General features: G+C 69.3%; 17 protein-coding genes. 8 read left to right on the top strand and 9 right to left on the bottom strand.

Annotated elements, in window-relative coordinates; translation table 11 throughout:
- The first annotated feature begins 68 nt into the window (after positions 1-68).
- The 7 genes from SAM23877_RS17835 (at position 69) to trxA (ending at position 10037) form a co-directional block, all read left to right on the top strand.
- Positions 69-2501: a DUF6049 family protein gene (locus SAM23877_RS17835; RefSeq protein WP_053133916.1), complete on the top strand. Its 2433-nt coding sequence runs from the start codon at positions 69-71 to the stop codon at positions 2499-2501.
- 44 nt (positions 2502-2545) lie between these two features.
- Positions 2546-5002 (top strand): murein biosynthesis integral membrane protein MurJ, encoded by a 2457-nt coding sequence (gene murJ, locus SAM23877_RS17840; protein ID WP_053133919.1) that lies wholly within the window; start codon positions 2546-2548, stop codon positions 5000-5002.
- Between the two features lie 139 nt (positions 5003-5141).
- Positions 5142-6833: a serine/threonine protein kinase gene (locus SAM23877_RS17845; protein ID WP_053133924.1), complete on the top strand. Its 1692-nt coding sequence runs from the start codon at positions 5142-5144 to the stop codon at positions 6831-6833.
- A gap of 29 nt (positions 6834-6862) precedes the next feature.
- Positions 6863-7591 carry an RNA polymerase sigma factor SigM gene (sigM, locus tag SAM23877_RS17850; RefSeq protein WP_053133927.1) on the top strand — a complete coding sequence of 243 codons (729 nt, stop codon included), beginning with the start codon at positions 6863-6865 and terminating at the stop codon, positions 7589-7591.
- Between the two features lie 17 nt (positions 7592-7608).
- The gene (locus SAM23877_RS17855) at positions 7609-8496 is read left to right on the top strand and encodes an anti-sigma factor family protein (protein WP_053133930.1); all 888 of its coding nucleotides are present in this window, start codon (positions 7609-7611) and stop codon (positions 8494-8496) included.
- A gap of 194 nt (positions 8497-8690) precedes the next feature.
- Positions 8691-9659, top strand: a complete 969-nt coding sequence (gene trxB, locus SAM23877_RS17860; RefSeq protein ID WP_053133932.1) for a thioredoxin-disulfide reductase — start codon at positions 8691-8693, stop codon at positions 9657-9659.
- A gap of 45 nt (positions 9660-9704) precedes the next feature.
- Entirely contained in the window at positions 9705-10037 is a 333-nt protein-coding gene (trxA, locus tag SAM23877_RS17865) for a thioredoxin (protein ID WP_053133937.1), read from the top strand.
- An 80-nt stretch (positions 10038-10117) separates the two neighbouring features.
- Here the strand turns inward: trxA and SAM23877_RS17870 are convergent, their stop codons facing one another.
- From SAM23877_RS17870 to rpmH, 9 genes are all read right to left on the bottom strand, one after another.
- Complete coding sequence (locus tag SAM23877_RS17870; protein ID WP_053133940.1) at positions 10118-10735, bottom strand: GNAT family N-acetyltransferase; 618 nt, start codon at positions 10733-10735, stop codon at positions 10118-10120.
- Positions 10736-11063: 328 nt separating this feature from the next.
- Positions 11064-12164 carry a ParB/RepB/Spo0J family partition protein gene (locus tag SAM23877_RS17875; protein WP_053133943.1) on the bottom strand — a complete coding sequence of 367 codons (1101 nt, stop codon included), beginning with the start codon at positions 12162-12164 and terminating at the stop codon, positions 11064-11066.
- Positions 12161-13234, bottom strand: coding sequence for a ParA family protein (locus tag SAM23877_RS17880; protein WP_162492156.1), 1074 nt, complete (start codon positions 13232-13234; stop codon positions 12161-12163). Before SAM23877_RS17880 ends, SAM23877_RS17875 begins: the two co-directional genes overlap by 4 nt.
- A gap of 311 nt (positions 13235-13545) precedes the next feature.
- Positions 13546-14265, bottom strand: coding sequence for a 16S rRNA (guanine(527)-N(7))-methyltransferase RsmG (gene rsmG / locus SAM23877_RS17885; protein ID WP_053133948.1), 720 nt, complete (start codon positions 14263-14265; stop codon positions 13546-13548).
- 124 nt (positions 14266-14389) lie between these two features.
- A complete protein-coding gene (locus SAM23877_RS17890; RefSeq protein WP_053133952.1) occupies positions 14390-14902 on the bottom strand; it encodes a Jag family protein in 513 nt (170 codons plus the stop codon).
- Positions 14903-14917: 15 nt separating this feature from the next.
- On the bottom strand, positions 14918-16204 hold the full coding sequence (gene yidC / locus SAM23877_RS17895; protein ID WP_053133956.1) for a membrane protein insertase YidC: 1287 nt from the start codon (positions 16202-16204) through the stop codon (positions 14918-14920).
- Positions 16205-16207: 3 nt separating this feature from the next.
- On the bottom strand, positions 16208-16582 hold the full coding sequence (yidD, locus tag SAM23877_RS17900) for a membrane protein insertion efficiency factor YidD (RefSeq protein ID WP_053133959.1): 375 nt from the start codon (positions 16580-16582) through the stop codon (positions 16208-16210).
- Positions 16579-16950 carry a ribonuclease P protein component gene (gene rnpA, locus SAM23877_RS37510; RefSeq protein WP_079030275.1) on the bottom strand — a complete coding sequence of 124 codons (372 nt, stop codon included), beginning with the start codon at positions 16948-16950 and terminating at the stop codon, positions 16579-16581. Before rnpA ends, yidD begins: the two co-directional genes overlap by 4 nt.
- 21 nt (positions 16951-16971) lie before the next feature.
- The gene (rpmH, locus tag SAM23877_RS17910) at positions 16972-17109 is read right to left on the bottom strand and encodes a 50S ribosomal protein L34 (RefSeq protein ID WP_003975051.1); all 138 of its coding nucleotides are present in this window, start codon (positions 17107-17109) and stop codon (positions 16972-16974) included.
- A gap of 376 nt (positions 17110-17485) precedes the next feature.
- On the opposite strand from rpmH, the gene dnaA reads away from it, so the two are divergent.
- Positions 17486-19447: a chromosomal replication initiator protein DnaA gene (dnaA, locus tag SAM23877_RS17915; protein ID WP_053133964.1), complete on the top strand. Its 1962-nt coding sequence runs from the start codon at positions 17486-17488 to the stop codon at positions 19445-19447.
- Positions 19448-20075 lie beyond the last annotated feature (628 nt).

Raw genomic sequence — 20075 nt, forward strand, 5'->3', positions numbered from 1 at the left:
GCACATCGTTACCATGCGTGGACGCACATTCCGACGACCACTGACGACGACGAGGGACGGGCGAGCGCGTGGCCGAGGCGGCAGACTTCCAGGGGACCAGTCCCTCACCTGCCCGCCGGTGGCTAAGGCGCACCACGGCGCTGCTCGCCGGTGCGCCCCTGCTGACCGGCCTGGTCCAGCTGCCGACCGCCGGCCCGGCGCACGCCGACGGCCAGTCCTCCGCCAAGGCCGACGCCGAGACGGGCTCGGTGGACGTGGCGGTCGACTCCCTCACCCCCTCGGCGCCCACGGACGGGGACACGGTGACCGTGTCGGGCACCGTCATCAACAACGGCAAGCAGACCGTCACCGACGCCCACGTCGGCCTGCGCCTGGGGGCCGAGGTCAACACCCGCTCGGCCGTCGACGCGATCGCCAAGGAGAGCACCGATCTCCAGGGCGCCATCGCTCCGGAGATCGACGACAAGTACACCCAGAAGTTCTCCGAGCTCACCCCCGGTGTCGCCGAGCACTTCAACATCTCCGTGCCGGTCGACGACCTCGACCTCGGCGGGGACGGGGTCTACGAATTCGCCGTCTCACTGTCGGGGGAGACCTCGGCGCAGCCGTGGGAGCAGATTCTCGGCATCCAGCGGACCTTCCTGCCCTGGCAGCCCGACGAGGCCGGCACCAGGACGAAGACGACGGCCCTGTGGCCGCTCGTATCGACGACGCACATGGCTGCCGAGACGGGACCGAACGAGGAGCAGACACCGGTCTTCCTCAACGACGACCTGGCCAAGGAGATCTCCCCCGGAGGCCGCCTGAACCAGATGGTGACGCTGGGCAAGGATCTCGACGTCACATGGGTGGTCGACCCCGACCTGCTGGCCTCCGTCGACGCGATGACCCGCAGCTACCGCGTCCGGGACGGCGACAGGACGGTCGCCGGCACCCACCAGGCGGTCGCCAAGCAGTGGCTCACGGAGCTGCGGGAGGCGGTGACCGACGAGGAGGTGGTCGCCCTCCCCTTCGCCGACCCGGACCTGGCGTCTCTGGCCCACAACGGCACGGACGTCACCGGCTCGCTGAGCCAGCTGAAGGACGCCACGGACGTGATCCCCAACACGGTCCCGCCGATCCTCGGTGTGAAGCCGAGCACCGACTTCGCGTGGCCCGTGGAGGGTGCGGTCGACCGGTCGATCGTCAAGGTCGCCACCTCCGCGGGCGCCGACAAGGTGATCGCCCGCAGCGACAGCCTTCAGGAGACCAACGACCTCCCGTACACGCCGTCCGCGGCCCGTCCCATCGGCGGCGGTACGACGGCCGTCGTCGCGGACGCCCGGATGTCCAAGGCGTTCGAGGGTGATCTGACGAAGGCCTCCGCGTCCACACTCGCGGTGCAGCGCTTCCTCGCCCAGAGCCTCGCGCTGGGCCTTCAGACCGGCAAGCAGCGCAGTGTCGTCATCGCCCCGCAGCGCACGCCCTCCGGCAGCCAGGCACGTGCGATGGCCGAGGCGCTGCGGACGCTGCAGGACGGCACCTGGTCCGAGTCCCAGAAGATGGCGGCGGCCGCCGCGGCCAAGCCGGACCCGGACGCCACCACGACGGTGCCGGGAACCTCCTCCTACCCCTCGGCGCTGCGCAGGAAGGAACTGCCCCGGTCGGCGTTCGTGCAGATCGCGCGCACGCAGGACACGCTCGACAACTTCAAGGTCGTCCTGTCCGACCCCTCCCGGGTGGTGACCCCCTTCGGGCGCGCCCTGAACCGGGAGATGTCCGCCTCCTGGCGCGGCCGAGCCACCGAGGCCGAGTCGTTCCGCGCCGGTGTGAAGAAGTACCTCGACGGGCTGACCGGCCGGGTCAGACTGATCGACAAGTCGGAGACGAAACTCTCCGGTCGCAGTGCCACGATCCCCGTGACGGTGCAGAACAATCTGGTCCAGGACGTCGGACCGCTGGTCCTGCGGCTGACCTCGACGAACCCGACACGACTCGAGATCGACGGCGCCGACTACGAGGAGCAGCCGATCTCGGTCTCCGGTGGCCACAGCCAGTCGGTGAAGTTCACCACGTCGGCCAACGCCAACGGCCGTGCGACGGTGATCGCCCAGCTGTACACGATGGACGGGCGCAAGTACGGCGCTCCCGTCACCTTCGACGTGAAGGTCACCGAGATCACGGCGACCGTGATGCTCGTCATCGGCGGCGGAGTCCTGCTGCTCGTCCTCGCCGGCTTCCGGATGTACACGCAGCGCAAGCGGGCGGCAGCCCGTGAGGGCGAGACGGCGGACCCGGACGCCGCGGAGAGGGCCGAGGACCCTGACGAGTCCGAGGAGCCCGCAGAGGCGAAGGAGTCCGAGGACGGCCGGGAGAACCCGGAGGGCTCCGACGAACGTCTTGAGAACGAGTCCGAGGCACACTCTCGGGCAGCCGACCCGGAGCAGCCGAGTGACCCGACACCGGACACCGCAGCGGAAAGCGCCGACCCGTCCGGCACGGGTGAGAGAGTGGACCGTTGAGGATGTCGTGGCCGGTCGGCCCGGGACGATGAGGTGGGGTAACCATGAACGCGCCGTACGACGGTGACCGCGGTCAGACCGTGGACGGCTCGGGTCACTCCGAGGGTCCGCCGCCCGACCCCGGCCAGACGCCGCAGCCGCCCGCGGACATGTACCTCCAGGACGCCTACGACCAGGACCCCTACCGGGCGCAGGACCTCTCCGCCCAGGACCCGGTCTCCGAGGCGCTCTACGACCGCGCCGCGCACCCGCCGCCCCCGCCGGGCGCGTACCCGCCGCAGCAGCCCCTGTACACCCAGCCGTCCCAGTCGCCCTACGCCCCCGACCCACGGGTCTGGGCCCAGACGCCGGCCCCGGAACCGGAGGGCCCGACACAGTACCTGCCCTACGGCGACGATCCGCGCAACACCCAGTTCGTCGGCGTCGACGACCTGGTCACCCAGGCCGGTGAGCAGCGCCACGAGCCGGACGCCTTCGCCCACCTCTTCCGCGACCAGCAGCAGGGCGGCGGCCACCCCTCGTACGACGACCACGCGTCCGTACCCGCGCCTGCCCCGGCACCGGGGCAGTACGGCGGAGCGGCGGGGCCGGGACAGTACGGCGGAACAGCGGATCCCGGGCAGTACGGCGGGACACCGGGACCCGGACAGTACGCCGGGCACCAGGGACCCGACCCGTACGGAGCCGCTCCGGCCCCCGGCCAGTACGGCGGTCCCGCTCCCGCACAGGGCCACTACGGCGGTCCCGCGCCGGCCCCCGGGCAGCACGCGGCGCCGGCGCCGGGCCAGTACGCCGTCGCTCCCACTCCGGAAGCCGCCGAGGCTCCTCTCCAGGAGCCCGAGCCCGTTCCGGCCGCCGCGCCGAAGAAGGGCGGGCGTGCGGGGGGCCTGCTGAAGTCGAGCGCCGTGATGGCCGCGGGCACGATGGTGTCGCGGCTCACCGGATTCATCCGCTCGGCACTGATCGTCTCCGCGCTGGGCGTCGGCCTGCTGGGTGACACCTTCCAGGTCGCCTACCAGCTGCCGACGATGATCTACATCCTCACCGTCGGTGGCGGCCTCAACTCGGTCTTCGTACCTCAGCTGGTGCGTGCCATGAAGGACGACGCCGACGGCGGCGAGGCCTTCGCCAACCGCCTGCTGACCCTCGTCATGGTGGCCCTCGGCGCGCTCACCGTGATCACGGTCTTCGCGGCACCGTTGCTGATCCGGCTGCTGTCCAACCCCGTCGCCAGCGATCCGGCCGCGAACGAGGTCGGCATCACCTTCGTCCGCTACTTCCTGCCCTCGATCTTCTTCATGGGCCTCCACGTGGTGATGGGGCAGATCCTCAACGCCCGCGGCAGGTTCGGCGCGATGATGTGGACCCCGGTCCTGAACAACATCGTCATCATCGTGACCCTGGGGATGTTCATCTGGGTCTACGGCACCGCGGAGAGCTCGGGGATGAAGGTCACGAGCATCCCGCCGGAGGGAGAGCGGCTGCTCGGCATCGGGGTGCTGCTGGGCCTCGTCGTGCAGGCCCTGGCCATGATCCCGTATCTGCGGGAGACGGGGTTCCGGGTCCGGCCGCGCTTCGACTGGAAGGGCCACGGTCTCGGCAAGGCCATCACCCTGGCCAAGTGGACGGTCCTGTTCGTCCTCGCCAACCAGGCGGGTGCCATGATCGTCATCCAGCTCTCGACCGCTGCGGGCAAGGCTTCGCCCGTCGACGGCACCGGCTTCGCCGCCTACGCCAACGCGCAGCTGATCTGGGGCCTGCCGCAAGCCATCATCACCGTCTCCCTGATGGCCGCCCTGCTGCCCCGTATCTCCCGCTCGGCGTCCGAGGACGACGGCGGTGCGGTCCGGGACGACATCTCCCAGGGCCTGCGCACCACGGCCGTCGCCATCGTTCCCGTCTCCTTCGGTTTCCTCGCGCTCGGCATCCCGATGTGCACGCTCATGTTCGGCTCCTCGGGTACCAGCGAGGCCACCAACATGGGCTACATGCTGATGGCCTTCGGCCTGGGCCTCATCCCCTACTCGGTGCAGTACGTCGTCCTGCGCGCCTTCTACGCCTACGAGGACACCCGGACGCCCTTCTACAACACGGTCATCGTGGCCGTGGTCAACGCCGTGGCCTCGGCCCTGTGTTACTTCCTGCTGCCCTCCCGCTGGGCCGTCGTCGGCATGGCCGCCTCCTACGGCCTCGCCTACGTGATCGGCATCGGCATCGCCTGGCGCAGGCTGCGCAAGCGGCTCGGCGGGGACCTGGACGGCGCTCGGGTGCTGCGGACCTACGCCCGGCTGTGCATCGCGTCCGTTCCGGCGGCCCTGCTCAGCGGTGCGGCCTGCTACGCGATCAGCAAGGCGCTCGGCCAGGGCGCCGTGGGATCGCTCGCCGCGCTGCTGGCCGGCGGGCTGCTCCTGTTCGGCGTCTTCTTCGTCGCCGCACGCCGCATGCGCATCGAGGAAGTCAACTCGCTGGTCGGTATGGTGCGCGGACGCCTGGGACGCTGAGACCCGGGGTAGGCGCACAACCATCGTCCGCCGCCGTGTGTCGTGCATAGCGGCGGACTGTGGGCACAATTGGGTTCGGCGTCGGACTGCGCGCATCGGAGTCGGTCGGCGCGCATCGAATGGGGAGGCAGGAACGACGGTGGCGGAACGGAGCACAGCTGCCGTCGACGTGGCAGACAACAGTGGTGACGAGCCGCTGACCGCGGAGACGGACCAGTCCACGGCCGACGGGGTGGCCAACAACCGGGAGCGGGACACGGACAGCGACGAGGCACAGGGGAGCCCCACGAGCGAGGATTCCGGCAAGGCCTCGCCTCCCGAACTCCACAGCGGGCACAAGCTCGCCAGACGCTACCGTCTCGAGGAATGCGTCACCCGTCTGGACGGCTTCAGCAGCTGGCGGGCCGTCGACGAGAAGCTCCGTCGCGCGGTCGGCGTCCACATCCTTCCGTCGGACCACGTGCGCGCCCGCTCCGTGCTGGCCGCGGCGCGTTCCTCCGCCCTGCTCGGTGACCCCCGCTTCGTTCAGGTGCTCGACGCCGTCGAGGACAACGACCTCGTCTACGTCGTACACGAGTGGCTCCCCGACGCCACCGAACTGACCGCGCTCCTCGCCTCCGGACCGCTGGAGGTGTACGACGCCTACCAGATGGTCAGTCAGGTCGCGTCCGCCATGGCGGCCGCCCACCGCGAGGGACTCGCCCACCTGCGCCTGAGCCCGACCGCCGTGTTGCGGACGTCCACGGGCCAGTGGCGGATCCGCGGTCTCGCCGTCAACGCCGCGCTGCGAGGCATCAGTTCCGACTCCCCCCAGCGCACCGACACCGAGGCCATCGGCGCCCTGCTGTACGCCGCGCTCACCCAGCGCTGGCCCTACGAGAGCGACGCCCACGGTCTGGCCGGACTGCCCAAGGACATCGGCCTGATCCCGCCGGACCAGGTGCGTGCGGGTGTCCACCGCGGCCTGTCCGAGCTCGCCATGCGGGCGCTCGTCAACGACGGTGCCACCGCCTCCCGCCACGAGTCCCCGTGCACCACGCCGGAGGAACTGGTGAAGGCGATCAGCGAGATGCCCCGCATCCGTCCGCCGGAGCCGACGTACACCGCCCCGCCCACGTACCAGCGCACCGCCTACCAGCAGGGCGCCTACGGCCGTCCGGCGCCGCACCCCGGTGTCACCCAGCCGGTGCCCTCCCCGCCGCCCCCGTTGCAGAGCCGTACCGGCAGGGCACTGAAGTGGAGCGTTTCCGCCCTGCTGATCGCCGCCCTCGGCCTCGGCAGCTGGCAGCTCGCGGACGCGCTCATGGAGCGGGGCGGCAAGGCCGACGACCAGAACCAGACGCAGACGGTCGACGGTGACAACGACAAGAGCCAGAAGAAGCCGGTGAGCCGGCCGATTCCCATCTCGGGTGGGCACGACTTCGATCCGTTCGGCTCCGACGGGTCCGAGTACCCGGAGGACGTCAGCAAGGCCTACGACGGCGACCCCGCCACCTACTGGCAGACGAGCCACTACGCCAGCGCCGACTTCGGACGGTTGAAGCAGGGCGTGGGCATCGTGATCGACCTGGGCGAGGTCCAGCAGGTCGGCAAGGTGGCGGTGTCGTTCGGTGGCGACACGTCGGTGGAGCTCCGGGCCGGGGGCGACACGGATTCGGAGCCGCAGTCCTTCGGCGGTTACACGAAGGTGGCCGACGGCTCCGGTACGACCGTGGAACTCAAGCCGGGCGAGGCACTGCGGTCCCGCTACCTGCTGGTCTGGCTGACCGAGCTGCCCCTGACGGACGGGCAGTTCCGAGGCCGCGTCACCGACGTCAAGGTGACCAGCTGAGGTCGTCTGCCGACAGGGGAGAGGGTCCGATGGCGGAAGGCGCCGAGTACGACGGGGTGAGCGATCAGGACCTGCTCACCCGCCACGTCGAGGGTGATCCCGAGGCCTTCGGTGAGCTCGTCCGGCGCCACCGTGATCGTCTCTGGGCAGTGGCCCTGCGGACTCTGGGAGACCGCGAGGAGGCCGCTGACGCCGTCCAGGACGCCCTGGTCTCCGCCTACCGGGCCGCCCACACCTTCCGCGGGCAGGCAGCCGTCACGACCTGGCTGCACCGGATCACGGTGAACGCCTGTCTGGACCGTGCCCGCAAGGCGGCTTCCCGGAAGACCGCCCCCGTCGACGACACCGAGCGCCTGGAGCAGCTCCTGGAGCCGCACGAGGCGGCTTCGGCGCCCGCCGAGCGCAACGACCTGCACCGCCAGCTCCTGAAAGCCTTGAGTACCCTGCCCGCCGACCAGCGGGCGGCCCTCGTCCTGGTGGACATGCAGGGCTATCCCGTCGCCGAGGCGGCCCGGGTCCTCGACGTGCCGACCGGCACGATCAAGAGCCGGTGCGCCCGTGGCAGGGCGCGACTCCTGCCGCTGCTCGCCCACCTGCGCCCGGACGGCGGCGGCGGCGAGAACAGGAAGCCTGCTGCGGAACGGAACCGGACGCAGGGGACATCCGTCCCACCCGCAGCGGGTCCCGGCCGTGCGGGTTCCCCGGGTACGGACCAGAGTGATTCAGCCGCAGTGAAGGGCGGAGGTGGACGAGCGTGACGTCGTCGACGACAGACATGGCCGGGCATCCGGACGTCGCGGAGATCTCCGACCTCGCCGAGGGCCTCCTCCCGCCCTCACGGACCACGGATCTACGACGGCACCTGGACACCTGTGAGCTCTGCGCGGACATCTACGCGTCGCTGGAGGAGATCCAGGGTCTGCTCGGAACGCTTCCAGGGCCGTCCCGGATGCCCGACGACGTGGCCCGCCGTATCGACGCCGCCCTCGCGGCCGAGGCTTTGCTGAGCGCCTCAGCACCCGAGCGATCGGAAGGGGCGTCTTCCGCCGCGCCCCCCGAGCATGCCGGTGAGGACGACGACAGCGCACGCGTTTCACGTGAAACACCGGCATCGGCGAGCCGACCCGCCGGGAACGTCCGTCCCTCCTCCACCGGCCCCGGCCGTAAGCAACACCGACGAGGCGGACGACGCAGGATCGCCGCCCTCGGGGCGGTGGCCGCCGCTGCCGCCATCGGGCTCGGTTCTGTGATCGTCTCCTCGATGACCGGGGAGAACCCGTCCGACAGCACCGCACTCGCGGACACCTTCTCCGAGGGCAAGCTGAAGGCAGAGGTCACCAGCCTGATCGCGGACGGGCAGGGCACCCAGAGCGGGCCGCGCACGCCGCGCAGCTTCGGGATGGAATCCGAGACCGGTGACGGGAACCGCGTGTTCAAGCAACCGACGGTCCCCGAGTGCGTGCAGAAGGGCATCGGACGCGACGACGCGGCGCTCGCCACGAAGGAAGGCGTCTACAAGGGCAGGGAAGCGCTTCTCGTGGTGCTGCCGGACGCCTCCAACGACAGCAGGGTCACCGCCTACATCGTGGAGTCCGGCTGTGTGGATCAGCCTGCCGTCAGCAAGGCCCAAGTCCTCCTGACCCACTCGTACGCGCGTTCCTGAGCACTCGGCCGCGCGTTCCTGACCACTCGGCGAGCACCGGCGACGGTTTCCTTCCCGCAGGCCCAGGCCCTCGGCTCCGTGTGCCCGGACACAGCGGGAATGCGCGCCCCGTAGGATCCGTTGGGTGGGGTGAGAGTTCCGAGAGAAGCTCCACCCGGCCCTGAAGACGCAGTCCAGAGACGAGGAATGAAGCCGTGAGCGACGTCCGAAACGTGATCATCATCGGCTCCGGGCCCGCCGGCTACACGGCGGCGCTCTACACCGCGCGCGCGTCGCTGAAGCCGCTGGTGTTCGAGGGCGCCGTCACTGCGGGCGGTGCGCTGATGAACACCACCGAGGTGGAGAACTTCCCGGGCTTCCAGGACGGCATCATGGGCCCCGAGCTCATGGACAACATGCGTGCCCAGGCGGAGCGCTTCGGCGCCGAGCTGATCCCGGACGATGTCGTCGCCGTCGACCTGACCGGTGAGATCAAGACCGTCACCGACACCGCGGGCACCGTCCACCAGGCCAAGGCCGTCATCGTCACCACCGGTTCCCAGCACCGCAAGCTGGGCCTGCCGAACGAGGACGCCCTGTCCGGTCGCGGCGTCTCCTGGTGCGCGACCTGCGACGGCTTCTTCTTCAAGGACCAGGACATCGCCGTCATCGGCGGCGGTGACACCGCGATGGAGGAGGCTACGTTCCTCTCCCGGTTCGCGAAGTCCGTGACGATCGTCCATCGGCGGGACACCCTGCGCGCTTCCAAGGCCATGCAGGAGCGTGCCTTCGCCGACCCCAAGATCAAGTTTGTCTGGGACAGCGAGGTGGCCGAGGTCCAGGGTGACCAGAAGCTGTCGGGCCTGAAGCTGCGCAACGTCAAGACCGGCGAGCTCTCGGATCTGGCGGTGACCGGCCTGTTCATCGCGATCGGCCACGACCCGCGTACCGAGCTCTTCAAGGGCCAGCTCGACCTGGACCCGGAGGGCTACCTGAAGGTCGAAGCCCCGTCGACCCGTACCAACCTGACCGGTGTCTTCGGCGCCGGTGACGTGGTCGACCACACCTACCGCCAGGCGATCACCGCCGCCGGCACCGGTTGCTCCGCCGCCCTCGACGCCGAGCGCTTCCTCGCCGCGCTCACCGACGGGGACAAGGCCGAGCCCGAGAAGACCGCAGTCTGACCCCCATCCTCCTCCCGCACGCACCAACCAGTTAAGGAGCCCGCCGTGGCCGGCAACCTGAAGCAAGTGACCGACGACTCCTTCGAGCAGGACGTCCTCAAGAGCGACAAGCCCGTCCTGGTGGACTTCTGGGCCGCCTGGTGCGGTCCGTGCCGCCAGATCGCGCCGTCCCTCGAGGCGATCGCCGCTGAGTACGGCGACAAGATCGAGATCGTCAAGCTGAACATCGACGAGAACCCGGGTACGGCCGCCAAGTACGGCGTCATGTCCATCCCGACCCTGAACGTGTACCAGGGTGGAGAGGTCGCCAAGACCATCGTCGGTGCGAAGCCGAAGGCCGCGATCGTTCGCGATCTCGAGGACTTCATCGCCGACTGACGTTTCACGTGAAACACGGAGGGGCCGACCTGGGCGGGTCGGCCCCTCCGTCGTACAGCGGGCTCGGCACCGCGCCTCCGTCACAGCGGCCGCAGCACCGGTTCCTTCTGGACGGCGCCGAGGAGGCGGTCCAAGGCCATCTCCACGTCTTCCTTCCACGACAGTGTGGAGCGAAGGTCCAGCCGCAGCCGGGGATGAGCGGGATGAGGCCGGACCGTCTTGAAGCCCACCGCCAGCAGATGGTCCGCGGGAAGAAGGCAAGCGGGCTCCTTCCAGCGAGCGTCTCCGAACGCCTCGATCGCTTTGAAGCCCCGCCGCAGCAGATCCTTGGCAACCGTCTGGACCAGTACCCGCCCCAGGCCCTGTCCCTGGTAGCCCGGCATCACGAACGAGGTCATCAGCTGCACCGCGTCAGGCGAGACAGGGCTCGTGGGAAAGGCCGTCGAGCGCGGCACATACGCCGGCGGCGCGTAGAGGACAAAGCCCACCGGCACCTCGTCGACATAGACCACTCGGCCACATGATCCCCAGTCCAGCAGGACGGCGGAGATCCAGGACTCCTTCTCCAGGGCGGCCGTGCCCGTCTTTACCGCGGCTTCGCCGCTGACGGGGTCCAGTTCCCAGAAGACACACGAGCGACAGCGCTGGGGAAGATCCTGAAGATTGTCCAGCGTGAGCGGTACGAGCCGGCGCCCCATGAAGGCTGTTCCTCGCTTCCTTCGCCCGCAGCAACGCGGGCAGCTGTCAGAGCGCTCCGTTCCCTGAGCAGGCTGCCGAAGAACCCACCCACCGCGGCCAGCCCCAAGCCTGCGCCCACCAGTCCGGTGCGGCTCATCGTTCGCATGGCCCCTGCCTTCGTCTCAGAGGTACCGCCAGGTGATTGCGCCATCCCGATCGCATCGTATCCACGATGCGATGGGCCCGACACCGACGCAAAGCAAAGGGCGGGTCGTGTCCGGTGCGTACCGGACACGACCCGCCCTGTCAGCAGGAGATCCTTCGGGCAGGGCTCCACCTGCCCGAGCTTCAGGAGTCGAGGTCCTCGGCTTCGCCGTCCAGCAGGCCCTTCTGCAGCACAGGACCCTCACCAGGGGCGAGGCTTCCCAGGATCCGCTCAAGGTCCTCCATGGAGGCGAACTCCACGGTGATCTTGCCCTTCTTCTGCCCCAGGTCGACCTTCACCCGCGTCTCGAAACGGTCCGAGAGCCGCGTCGCCAGATCGGACAGGGCCGGGGAAACCAGGGAGCCGGCCCTCGGGCCCTTTGCTCGTTGCGGCTTCTGCGGCCGGGAACCCATCAGGGTGACGATCTCCTCGACCGCCCGCACCGACAGCCCTTCGGCCACGATCCGATGGGCCAGCCGCTCCTGCTCCTCCGAGTCCTCGACGGAGAGCAGCGCCCGCGCATGCCCGGCGGACAGCACCCCGGCGGCCACCCGGTTCTGCACCTTTGGGGAGAGCTTCAGCAACCGCAGCGTGTTGGAGACCTGCGGGCGAGAGCGGCCGATGCGGTCAGCCAGCTGATCGTGGGTGCAGTCGAAGTCCTTGAGCAGCTGATCGTAGGCCGCGGCCTCTTCCAGCGGGTTCAGCTGAGCCCGGTGCAGGTTTTCCAGCAGCGCGTCCAGGAGGAGCTTCTCGTCCTCGGTGGCACGCACGATCGCCGGGATCGCCTCCAGTCCCGCCTCGCGGCAGGCACGCCAACGACGCTCACCCATGATGAGCTCGTAGCGCCCCGGCCCCACCTGCCGAACGACGACTGGCTGGAGAAGACCCACCTCCTTGATGGACGTGACCAGCTCGGCCAGCGCATCGCTGTCGAAGACCACGCGGGGCTGATGCGGGTTCGGCGTGATGTCGTCGAGCGGAATCTCAGCGAAGTGAGCCCCCGGAGGAGAGGCGGGACTATCCGCCGCGCCCCAAACCGACGGCTCCTCCGTTTCACGTGAAACAGGCGGCAGCGTGGCCACCTTCGCCGCAGCCACCCCACGGTCGCTCGGCAGCAGGGGCGCTGACCCCGGGGATGCGGAAGCCGCATTCCCCAGCGCCGCCGACGCCACCGACTTCTCCGTCGGAGCATTGGGGATCAGTGCGCCCAGACCACGGCCCAGCCCCCTCCGTCGCTCACTCACTGGATCCCCTCCACCATGCTCGGGTCGTTCTGTGCACCGATGTGGGCGTGCGTCGCTTCATAGCTGACACCCACACCCTTCAGCGCGATCTCGCGTGCCGCCTCCAGGTAGGAGAGGGCTCCACTCGATCCTGGATCGTAGGTCAGTACCGTCTGTCCGTAGCTCGGGGCCTCGGAGATACGGACGGAGCGGGGAATGCTCGTCCGCAGCACCTCTTCGCCGAAGTGGCTGCGCACCTCGTCGGCCACCTGGGACGCGAGCCGCGTCCGGCCGTCGTACATGGTGAGCAGGATCGTCGACACATGCAGGGTGGGGTTGAGATGTCCCCGGACCAGGTCGACGTTGCGCAGCAGCTGCCCCAGCCCCTCCAGGGCGTAGTACTCGCACTGGATCGGGATCAGGACCTCCTGGCCCGCGACGAGTGCGTTCACCGTCAGCAGACCCAGGGAGGGCGGGCAGTCGATGAGGATGTAGTCCAGCGGCTGCTCGTACGCCTGGATCGCCCGCTGGAGACGGCTTTCTCGCGCCACCAAGGACACCAGCTCGATCTCCGCACCGGCGAGATCGATCGTGGCGGGAGCGCAGAAGAGGCCTTCGACGTCAGGTACCGGCTGGACCACCTCGGAGAGTGGCCTGCTCTCGACCAGGACGTCGTAGATGGAGGGGACATCCGCATGGTGGTCGATACCCAGCGCAGTGGAGGCGTTGCCCTGCGGGTCGAGGTCGACGACCAGAACCCGGGCGCCGTGCAGGGCGAGCGACGCGGCAAGGTTGACGGTCGTCGTCGTCTTGCCCACACCGCCCTTCTGGTTGGCGACCACCATGACCCTGGTCTGCTCCGGCCGTGGCAGGCCCTCGCCGGCGCGGCCCAGAGCCTCCACCGCCAGTTGGGCGGCACGCCCGATCGGAGTGTCGTCCATCGGAGGCGGTGTTTCACGTGAAACATCCGCCCCCATCGACTCGGTACGGGGACCGGGGACCGGATCGGTCATCGGTCCCGCGATATTGGCGTCGGACCGCAAGGATTCACTCTCCTCGACTTCAGGCTCGCAATGAACAGAGCCTCCCATGTCTTCGGGGTCATGAACCAGTGAGGCCTGGTCTTCTGTGGAGAAATCCACCTCTGTGGACAACTCCTTACCCTCTCCGAGCGACCCGAGAGGCTTTCGGTCGCGGGGATCGGCCGCAGCGCGGCCGCGACTGATGATGCCGTGCAGCAGTGAGCGACGTTTCACGTGAAACACGATGCACAGCGGCTGATGCCGAACAGCCGCGACACTCCGGCATGACGGTGTCGGGCAGGCTGTGTGGAGTAGAGGCACCCGTCGAGGCATATCAACGCATCGACGGTACTCATCCGCAGCGCGGCCGACTCCGACGCTCAGCCGCGCCGCCGCCGCGCGCGTCCCGTCCGGGCCGCCTTGGCCCTCTTGGCGGCAAATCGCACGCCTCCCGGGCTCTCCCCGACCTCGACCCGCACCACGGTGGACATGGGGCTCACGACGCCCTCTCCTACATGCAGGATGGAGGTCTCCACCGCACCCAGCTTGGTCAGCGCCGTCGCGGAGGCCTTCAGCTCCTCCTCGGCCGTGTCGCCCTTGAGGGCGAGCATCTCGCCGTACGGGCGCAGCAGCGGGATCCCCCAGGTGGCAAGGCGGTCGAGCGGAGCAACGGCACGAGCCGTCACCACGTGCACCGGCTGCAACTTGCCCATGACCTCCTCGGCCCGACCACGCACGACGGTGACATGGTCCAGGCCCAGCAGCTCCACGACCTCCGTCAAGAAGTTCGTACGCCGCAGCAGGGGCTCCAGAAGGGTGATCTTCAGGTCGTCCCGCACCAGCGCCAGCGGAATGCCGGGCAGGCCTGCGCCCGAGCCGACGTCGCACACCGTGACGCCTTCCGGCACGACCTCCGAGAGCACCGCGCAGTTCAGCAGATGCCGCTCCCACAAGCGGGGAACCTCACGCGGACCGATCAGACCTCGCTTCACCCCCGCCTCGGCGAGCAGCTCCGCGTAGCGGACCGCGTCCGCGTAGCGATCGCCGAACACGTCACGTGCCTTCTCGGGCGCGGGGGGAAGCTCCGCTGCCTCCGTCACGGGGACCGTCCTTCCGTACGACACCGGCGCGCCAGTCGCCGCTACCAGAATCACCAGAACTATCAGGCTGACAAAATTCGGCCCCGCCTGCGCAACAGACGGGGCCGGAGAACGTGAGGACCGATCAGGCGGGAAGCACGACGACGAAGCGCTCCGGCTCCTCGCCCTCGGACTCGCTGCGCAGCCCCGCGGCCTTGACCGCGTCGTGCACGACCTTGCGCTCGAACGGCGTCATCGGCTTCATGCGCACCGACTCGCCGGTGCTCCTGACCTCGGCCGCGGCCTTGGCCCCCAGCTCGGACAGCTCGGCGCGCTTCGTGGCCCGGTGGCCCGCGATGTCGAGCATCAGCCGACTGCGGTCGCCGGTCTCCCGGTGCACGGCCAGGCGCGTGAGCTCCTGCAGAGCCTCCAGCACCTCGCCGTCCCGGCCGACCAGCTTCAGCAGGTCACGGCTGTTCGTGTCGCTGATGATCGAGACAGCGGCACGGTCGGCCTCGACGTCCATGTCGATGTCGCCGTCGAGGTCGGCGATGTCGAGCAGACCCTCCAGGTAGTCCGCAGCGATCTCGCCCTCCTGCTCCAGGCGAGTCAGGGTGTCTGCACCCTCGGCAGCGGCGGAGATGGTGCCTTCCGTCACGGGATGGACTCCTTCTTACTTCTTCGACGGGGACTTGGGCCGCTGCGGGCCCTTGCGCTGTCCGGACTGGGCCTTGCTGCGACCACCGCCACCGGACTTCTGCGCCGGCTTCTTCGCGGCACCGGCGGGTCGGGTGTCCTGCTTGCCGTCCTGCGGCTCGTCCGACTTGGTCAGCGAGGTCTTGGGCTCGGCCTCGCCGGCCGCCTTCGTGGCCTGGCGCTGGGACTTGCTCTGCCGCTTGGGCTGCTGGCGCTTCGGCATGGCCGCGGTGCCCACGGTCGCGCCGTCCTCGGTCTGGGCGGCGACAGTGGTGTCACTCTTCACCACGGTGCCGTCGGTCTGGGCCGCCAGGCCCGCCTTGTTCAGACCGTTGATGAACTTGCGCTCGAACTCGTTGCGGTCCCGGCCCTTGGCGACGATGGCCTTCACGATCGCCCGTTCACCACGCCCACGCGTCTTGCCGTTCTGGGTGACGCTCTTGTGCAGGCGCTCCAGGTAGGCGGCCTGGGCCTTGGAGCCCGGCGTCGGGTTGTTGCGGATGACGTACATCTGCTGGCCCATGGTCCACACGTTGGTGGTCAGCCAGTAGACGAGGACACCGACGGGGAAGTTGATGCCGAAGACGGCGAACATGACCGGGAAGACGTACATCAGCATCTTCTGCTGCTGCATGAACGGCGTCTTCACCGTGGTGTCGACGTTCTTGGTCATCAGCTGGCGCTGCGTGAAGAACTGCGACGCCGACATCAGCACGATCATGATCGCGGTGACGACACGGACGTCGGTCAGCGAGGAGCCGAGGGCCTCCACCTTGGAGGAGCCGTCGGTGAACTTCGCGGCCAGCGGCGCGCCGAAGATGTGGGCCTTCTGAGCGCTTTCCAGCAGGCGATCGTTGATCACACCGATGGTGTCGTTCGACGCGATGCTGTTGAGCACGTGGTACAGGGCGAAGAAGAACGGCGACTGCGCCAGGATGGGAAGGCACGAGGAGAGCGGGTTGGTACCCGTCTCCTTGTACAGCTTCATCATCTCTTCGGACTGGCGCTGCTTGTCGTTCTTGTAGCGCTCCTGGATCTTCTTCATCTCCGGCTGGAGCGTCTGCATGCCGCGCGTCGCCTTGATCTGCTTCACGAAGAGCGGGATCAGGCAGATGCGGATGAGAATCACCAGGGACACGATGGACAGGCCCCAGGCCCATCCCGTGTCAGGGCCGAAGATGGCGCCGTACACGCTGTGGAACTGGACGATGACCCAGGAGACAGGTGTCGTGATGAAGCTGAAGAGGCTGGCAATCGTGTCCACTAATCATGCTCCTTGGGCATGGGACTGGGTCTCTGCGGCCGGGCTCGGAGGACCGGACGGACTCGCGGGAGAAGCCTGTCCTTCGATGGCCGGTTCGGCGGCGGAGGGCCCGCCCTTGCGTGCACGCCACGCACCGCGCACCATTTCGTGCCACCGCGGGCGCTTGCGCTGCGGGACATGGTCCACACCGCCCGGCGACCACGGATTGCACCGCAGGATGCGCCAGGCGGTGAGCGCCGTGCCCTTGATGGCACCGTGCCGGTCGATGGCCGTGTAGCCGTAGTGGGAACACGACGGGTAGTACTTGCAGACCGGCCCCAGCAGCGGACTGATCGTCCACTGGTACAGCTTGATCAGAGCCAGCAGCGGGTACTTCATCGCGCGCCCCCTCCCGTCAGCCGCTCGATGGCGGCGTCCAGGTCTCGGGCCAGCTGTGCATGGTCGGCGTCACCCGCACCGGGCAGCGCTCGTACGACTACCAGGCTACCGGGGGGGAACAGGTCGATCCGGTCGCGCATCAGATGGCGAAGCCTGCGCTTCACCTTGTTGCGCACCACCGCGCCACCCACAGCTTTGCTCACGACGAAACCCGCACGTGTCGGGGGAGCGCTCTCCCCAGGCGCGTGCGGGTCCGTGGCACCGCTTCGGTGGTGGACGACGAGGGCCGGGCGGCCGGCCCGGCGGCCTCGTCGTACCGCGGTCGCGAAGTCCTCGCGCCGCCTCAGCCGGTTCTCGGTGGGCAGCACGATGTCATGACCTGACCGGGATCAGGCGGACAGACGGGCGCGACCCTTGCTGCGGCGGGTCGCGAGAATCGCGCGGCCGGCACGGGTGCGCATACGCAGCCGGAAGCCGTGGGTCTTGGCGCGACGACGGTTGTTCGGCTGGAAGGTGCGCTTGCTCACTCGGGGGCTCCAGAAAGAATCGGGGTTGGCGGGGTGCCGTCCTGGCTGTCACCGTGCGCCCACGAGTAGCTCGCGTTACGCCCGAGTGCACCGCTTTTGGATCACCTTGGACGTGACCTGTGCCCATCGGAGGCAGGCGGCAGCAGCCATCGACAACTCGACCTGGTTACGGTACGTGCGACTGCGCCATTCGGTCAAACCAGCGGTGACCGGGAGACACTTGTCCACAGGCTGGGGACAACAACTTGAACCCTACCGGCCGCGCTGACTACCGTGGCTGAACTCCGATTCGTTCCCTTATCCCTGCCCCACCCGAGTTTCATCCCGACCCGTCCCCGAATCACACCTTCGAGGGACTCGTGAGAGAGCGTGCCCTGTGGCTGACGTACCTGCCGATCTTGCCGCAGTGTGGCCACGCGTACTGGAGCAACTCCTCGGGGAGGGCCGTGGGCAGGGTGTCGAGTCGAAGGACGAGCACTGGATCCGGCGCTGCCAGCCCCTCGCGCTGGTCGCCGACACCGCCCTGCTCGCCGTACCGAACGAGTTCGCCAAGGGCGTACTGGAAGGCCGCCTCGCCCCGGTCGTCAGCGAGACGCTGAGCCGCGAGTGCGGCCGGCCCATCCGGATCGCGATCACCGTCGACGACACCGTCGGCGAGCCCGCGGCCCCCGCCCCGCAGGCGCCGCCCGCCCGGCCGCAGCCCCGCTACGAGGAGCCCGAGCTCCCCGCGCCCGGCCAGGGCCAGGGCGGTCGCGACGAGTACGAGGGCTACGGCCGCCATCGCGCCGAGCAGCTCCCCACCGCGCGCCCCGCCTATCCGCAGGAGTACCAGCGCCCCGAGCCCGGCTCCTGGCCGCGCCCGGCGCAGCCCGACGACTACGGCTGGCAGCAGCAGCGCCTCGGCTTCCCCGAGCGCGACCCGTACGCGTCGCCGCCGCAGGACGCCTACGGCCAGGAGCCGTACCCGAAGGACCCGTACGCGCAGGACTACCGTGCGCAGTCGCAGGAACGCCCGCCGTACGACCCGCAGCGCGGCGACTACGACCAGCCGCGCAAGGACTACGACCGCGGGGACTACGACCAGCCCCGCAAGGACTACGACCGCGGCGAGTACGACCAGTCCCGGAGCGACTACGAGCAGCAGCGCGGTGACTACGACCAGCGCAGGCCCCGCCGGGACCTGCCGGAGCCGCCGTCGGGCACCGGGCACGTCCACCGCGGCGGTCCCGTCGGCCCCGGCCCCACCACCGGCGCCCCGGGCCCGCTCGCGGCCCAGCCCGCGCCGGCGACCGGACCGGGCGAGCCGACCGCGCGGCTGAACCCGAAGTACCTCTTCGACACCTTCGTCATCGGCGCCTCCAACCGCTTCGCCCACGCGGCGGCCGTCGCCGTCGCGGAGGCGCCCGCCAAGGCGTACAACCCCCTGTTCATCTACGGGGAGTCGGGACTCGGCAAGACCCACCTCCTGCACGCCATCGGGCACTACGCCCGGAGCCTCTACCCCGGCACGCGCGTGCGTTACGTGAGCTCCGAGGAGTTCACCAACGAGTTCATCAACTCGATCCGCGACGGCAAGGGCGACAGCTTCCGCAAGCGCTACCGCGAGATGGACATCCTGCTCGTCGACGACATCCAGTTCCTGGCGGACAAGGAGTCGACGCAGGAGGAGTTCTTCCACACCTTCAACACGCTCCACAACGCCAACAAGCAGATCGTGCTGTCCTCCGACCGGCCGCCCAGGCAGCTGGTGACGCTGGAGGACCGGTTGCGGAACCGTTTCGAGTGGGGCCTGACCACCGACGTCCAGCCGCCCGAGCTGGAGACGCGCATCGCGATCCTGCGCAAGAAGGCGGTGCAGGAGCAGCTCAACGCCCCGCCGGAGGTGCTGGAGTTCATCGCCTCCCGGATCTCGCGCAACATCCGCGAGCTGGAGGGCGCGCTGATCAGGGTCACGGCGTTCGCCTCGCTCAACCGGCAGCCGGTCGACCTGGGCCTGACGGAGATCGTCCTGAAGGACCTGATCCCGGGTGGCGAGGACTCGGCCCCCGAGATCACCTCGACGGCCATCATGGGCGCGACCGCCGACTACTTCGGGCTCACCGTCGAGGACCTGTGCGGCACCTCGCGCGGGCGAGCGCTGGTGACGGCCCGGCAGATCGCCATGTACCTGTGCCGTGAGCTGACGGACCTCTCGCTGCCGAAGATCGGCGCGCTGTTCGGCGGCCGGGACCACACCACGGTGATGCACGCGGACCGCAAGATCCGCAATCTGATGGCCGAGCGGCGCTCCATCTACAACCAGGTGACCGAGCTGACCAACCGCATCAAGAACGGCTGAGGGCCGCAGGCCTACGTTCCCGCGCCCACTCGACGAGGCGCCCCCGGGGGAGACCTGGGGGCGCCTTCTCCGTGCCCCGGCGCCCCGCGGGACGGCGGCTCCGGCGCCCTTCGGGACGGCCGCCCCGGCGTCCCTCGCCTTCCCATCAGGCCCCTCCCGTCTCTCCCGCCCCCTGGCGTCTCCACCGGCCGCTCCGGTGCCACGCCTCGCTCTCCCGTCCGCTCCGCCCCTCGCCCGGCGCTCCCACCGCCGCCGTCCGTCGCCCATCCGTCCCCCGCCGACCCTCCTGCCCGCCCCTCGACCGCACCCCACGCCGGCCTCTCCGCATGCGGGCTGTTCGAATACTCGCCGGGTTACGGCCGCCCTCCACAGATTCGGCGACTTTTTCCCGTCCACACCTTGGGGACCGGGAAGTTGTCCCAACGCCGTCCACAGGCCAGGGTGGCGGGAGACGATCAGACCAGGTCAGCCTCCTGTGGATTCGTGGACGAACGATCTCCACAGGCTGTGGACAAGAAAATGGTCCACAGCCTGTGCATCGAGTTGTCCACGGCCGACCCACAGGCCGGAGCGGGTTGTCCCCAGCGATCGCCCGCTTCTCCACATGCCTGTCCACTGTTCGGCAACG

This window comes from Streptomyces ambofaciens ATCC 23877, from assembly GCF_001267885.1.
Taxonomy (GTDB): domain Bacteria; phylum Actinomycetota; class Actinomycetes; order Streptomycetales; family Streptomycetaceae; genus Streptomyces; species Streptomyces ambofaciens.

What these genes read in the sequence shown, in the direction of transcription:
- murJ (WP_053133919.1), top strand. Translation starts at nt 2,546, where the DNA reads ATGAACGCGCCGTACGACGGTGACCGCGGTCAGACCGTGGACGGCTCG.
- sigM (WP_053133927.1), top strand. Translation starts at nt 6,863, where the DNA reads ATGGCGGAAGGCGCCGAGTACGACGGGGTGAGCGATCAGGACCTGCTC.
- SAM23877_RS17855 (WP_053133930.1), top strand. Translation starts at nt 7,609, where the DNA reads ATGGCCGGGCATCCGGACGTCGCGGAGATCTCCGACCTCGCCGAGGGC.
- SAM23877_RS17870 (WP_053133940.1), bottom strand. Translation starts at nt 10,735, where the DNA reads ATGGGGCGCCGGCTCGTACCGCTCACGCTGGACAATCTTCAGGATCTT.
- SAM23877_RS17880 (WP_162492156.1), bottom strand. Translation starts at nt 13,234, where the DNA reads ATGGGAGGCTCTGTTCATTGCGAGCCTGAAGTCGAGGAGAGTGAATCC.
- yidD (WP_053133959.1), bottom strand. Translation starts at nt 16,582, where the DNA reads ATGAAGTACCCGCTGCTGGCTCTGATCAAGCTGTACCAGTGGACGATC.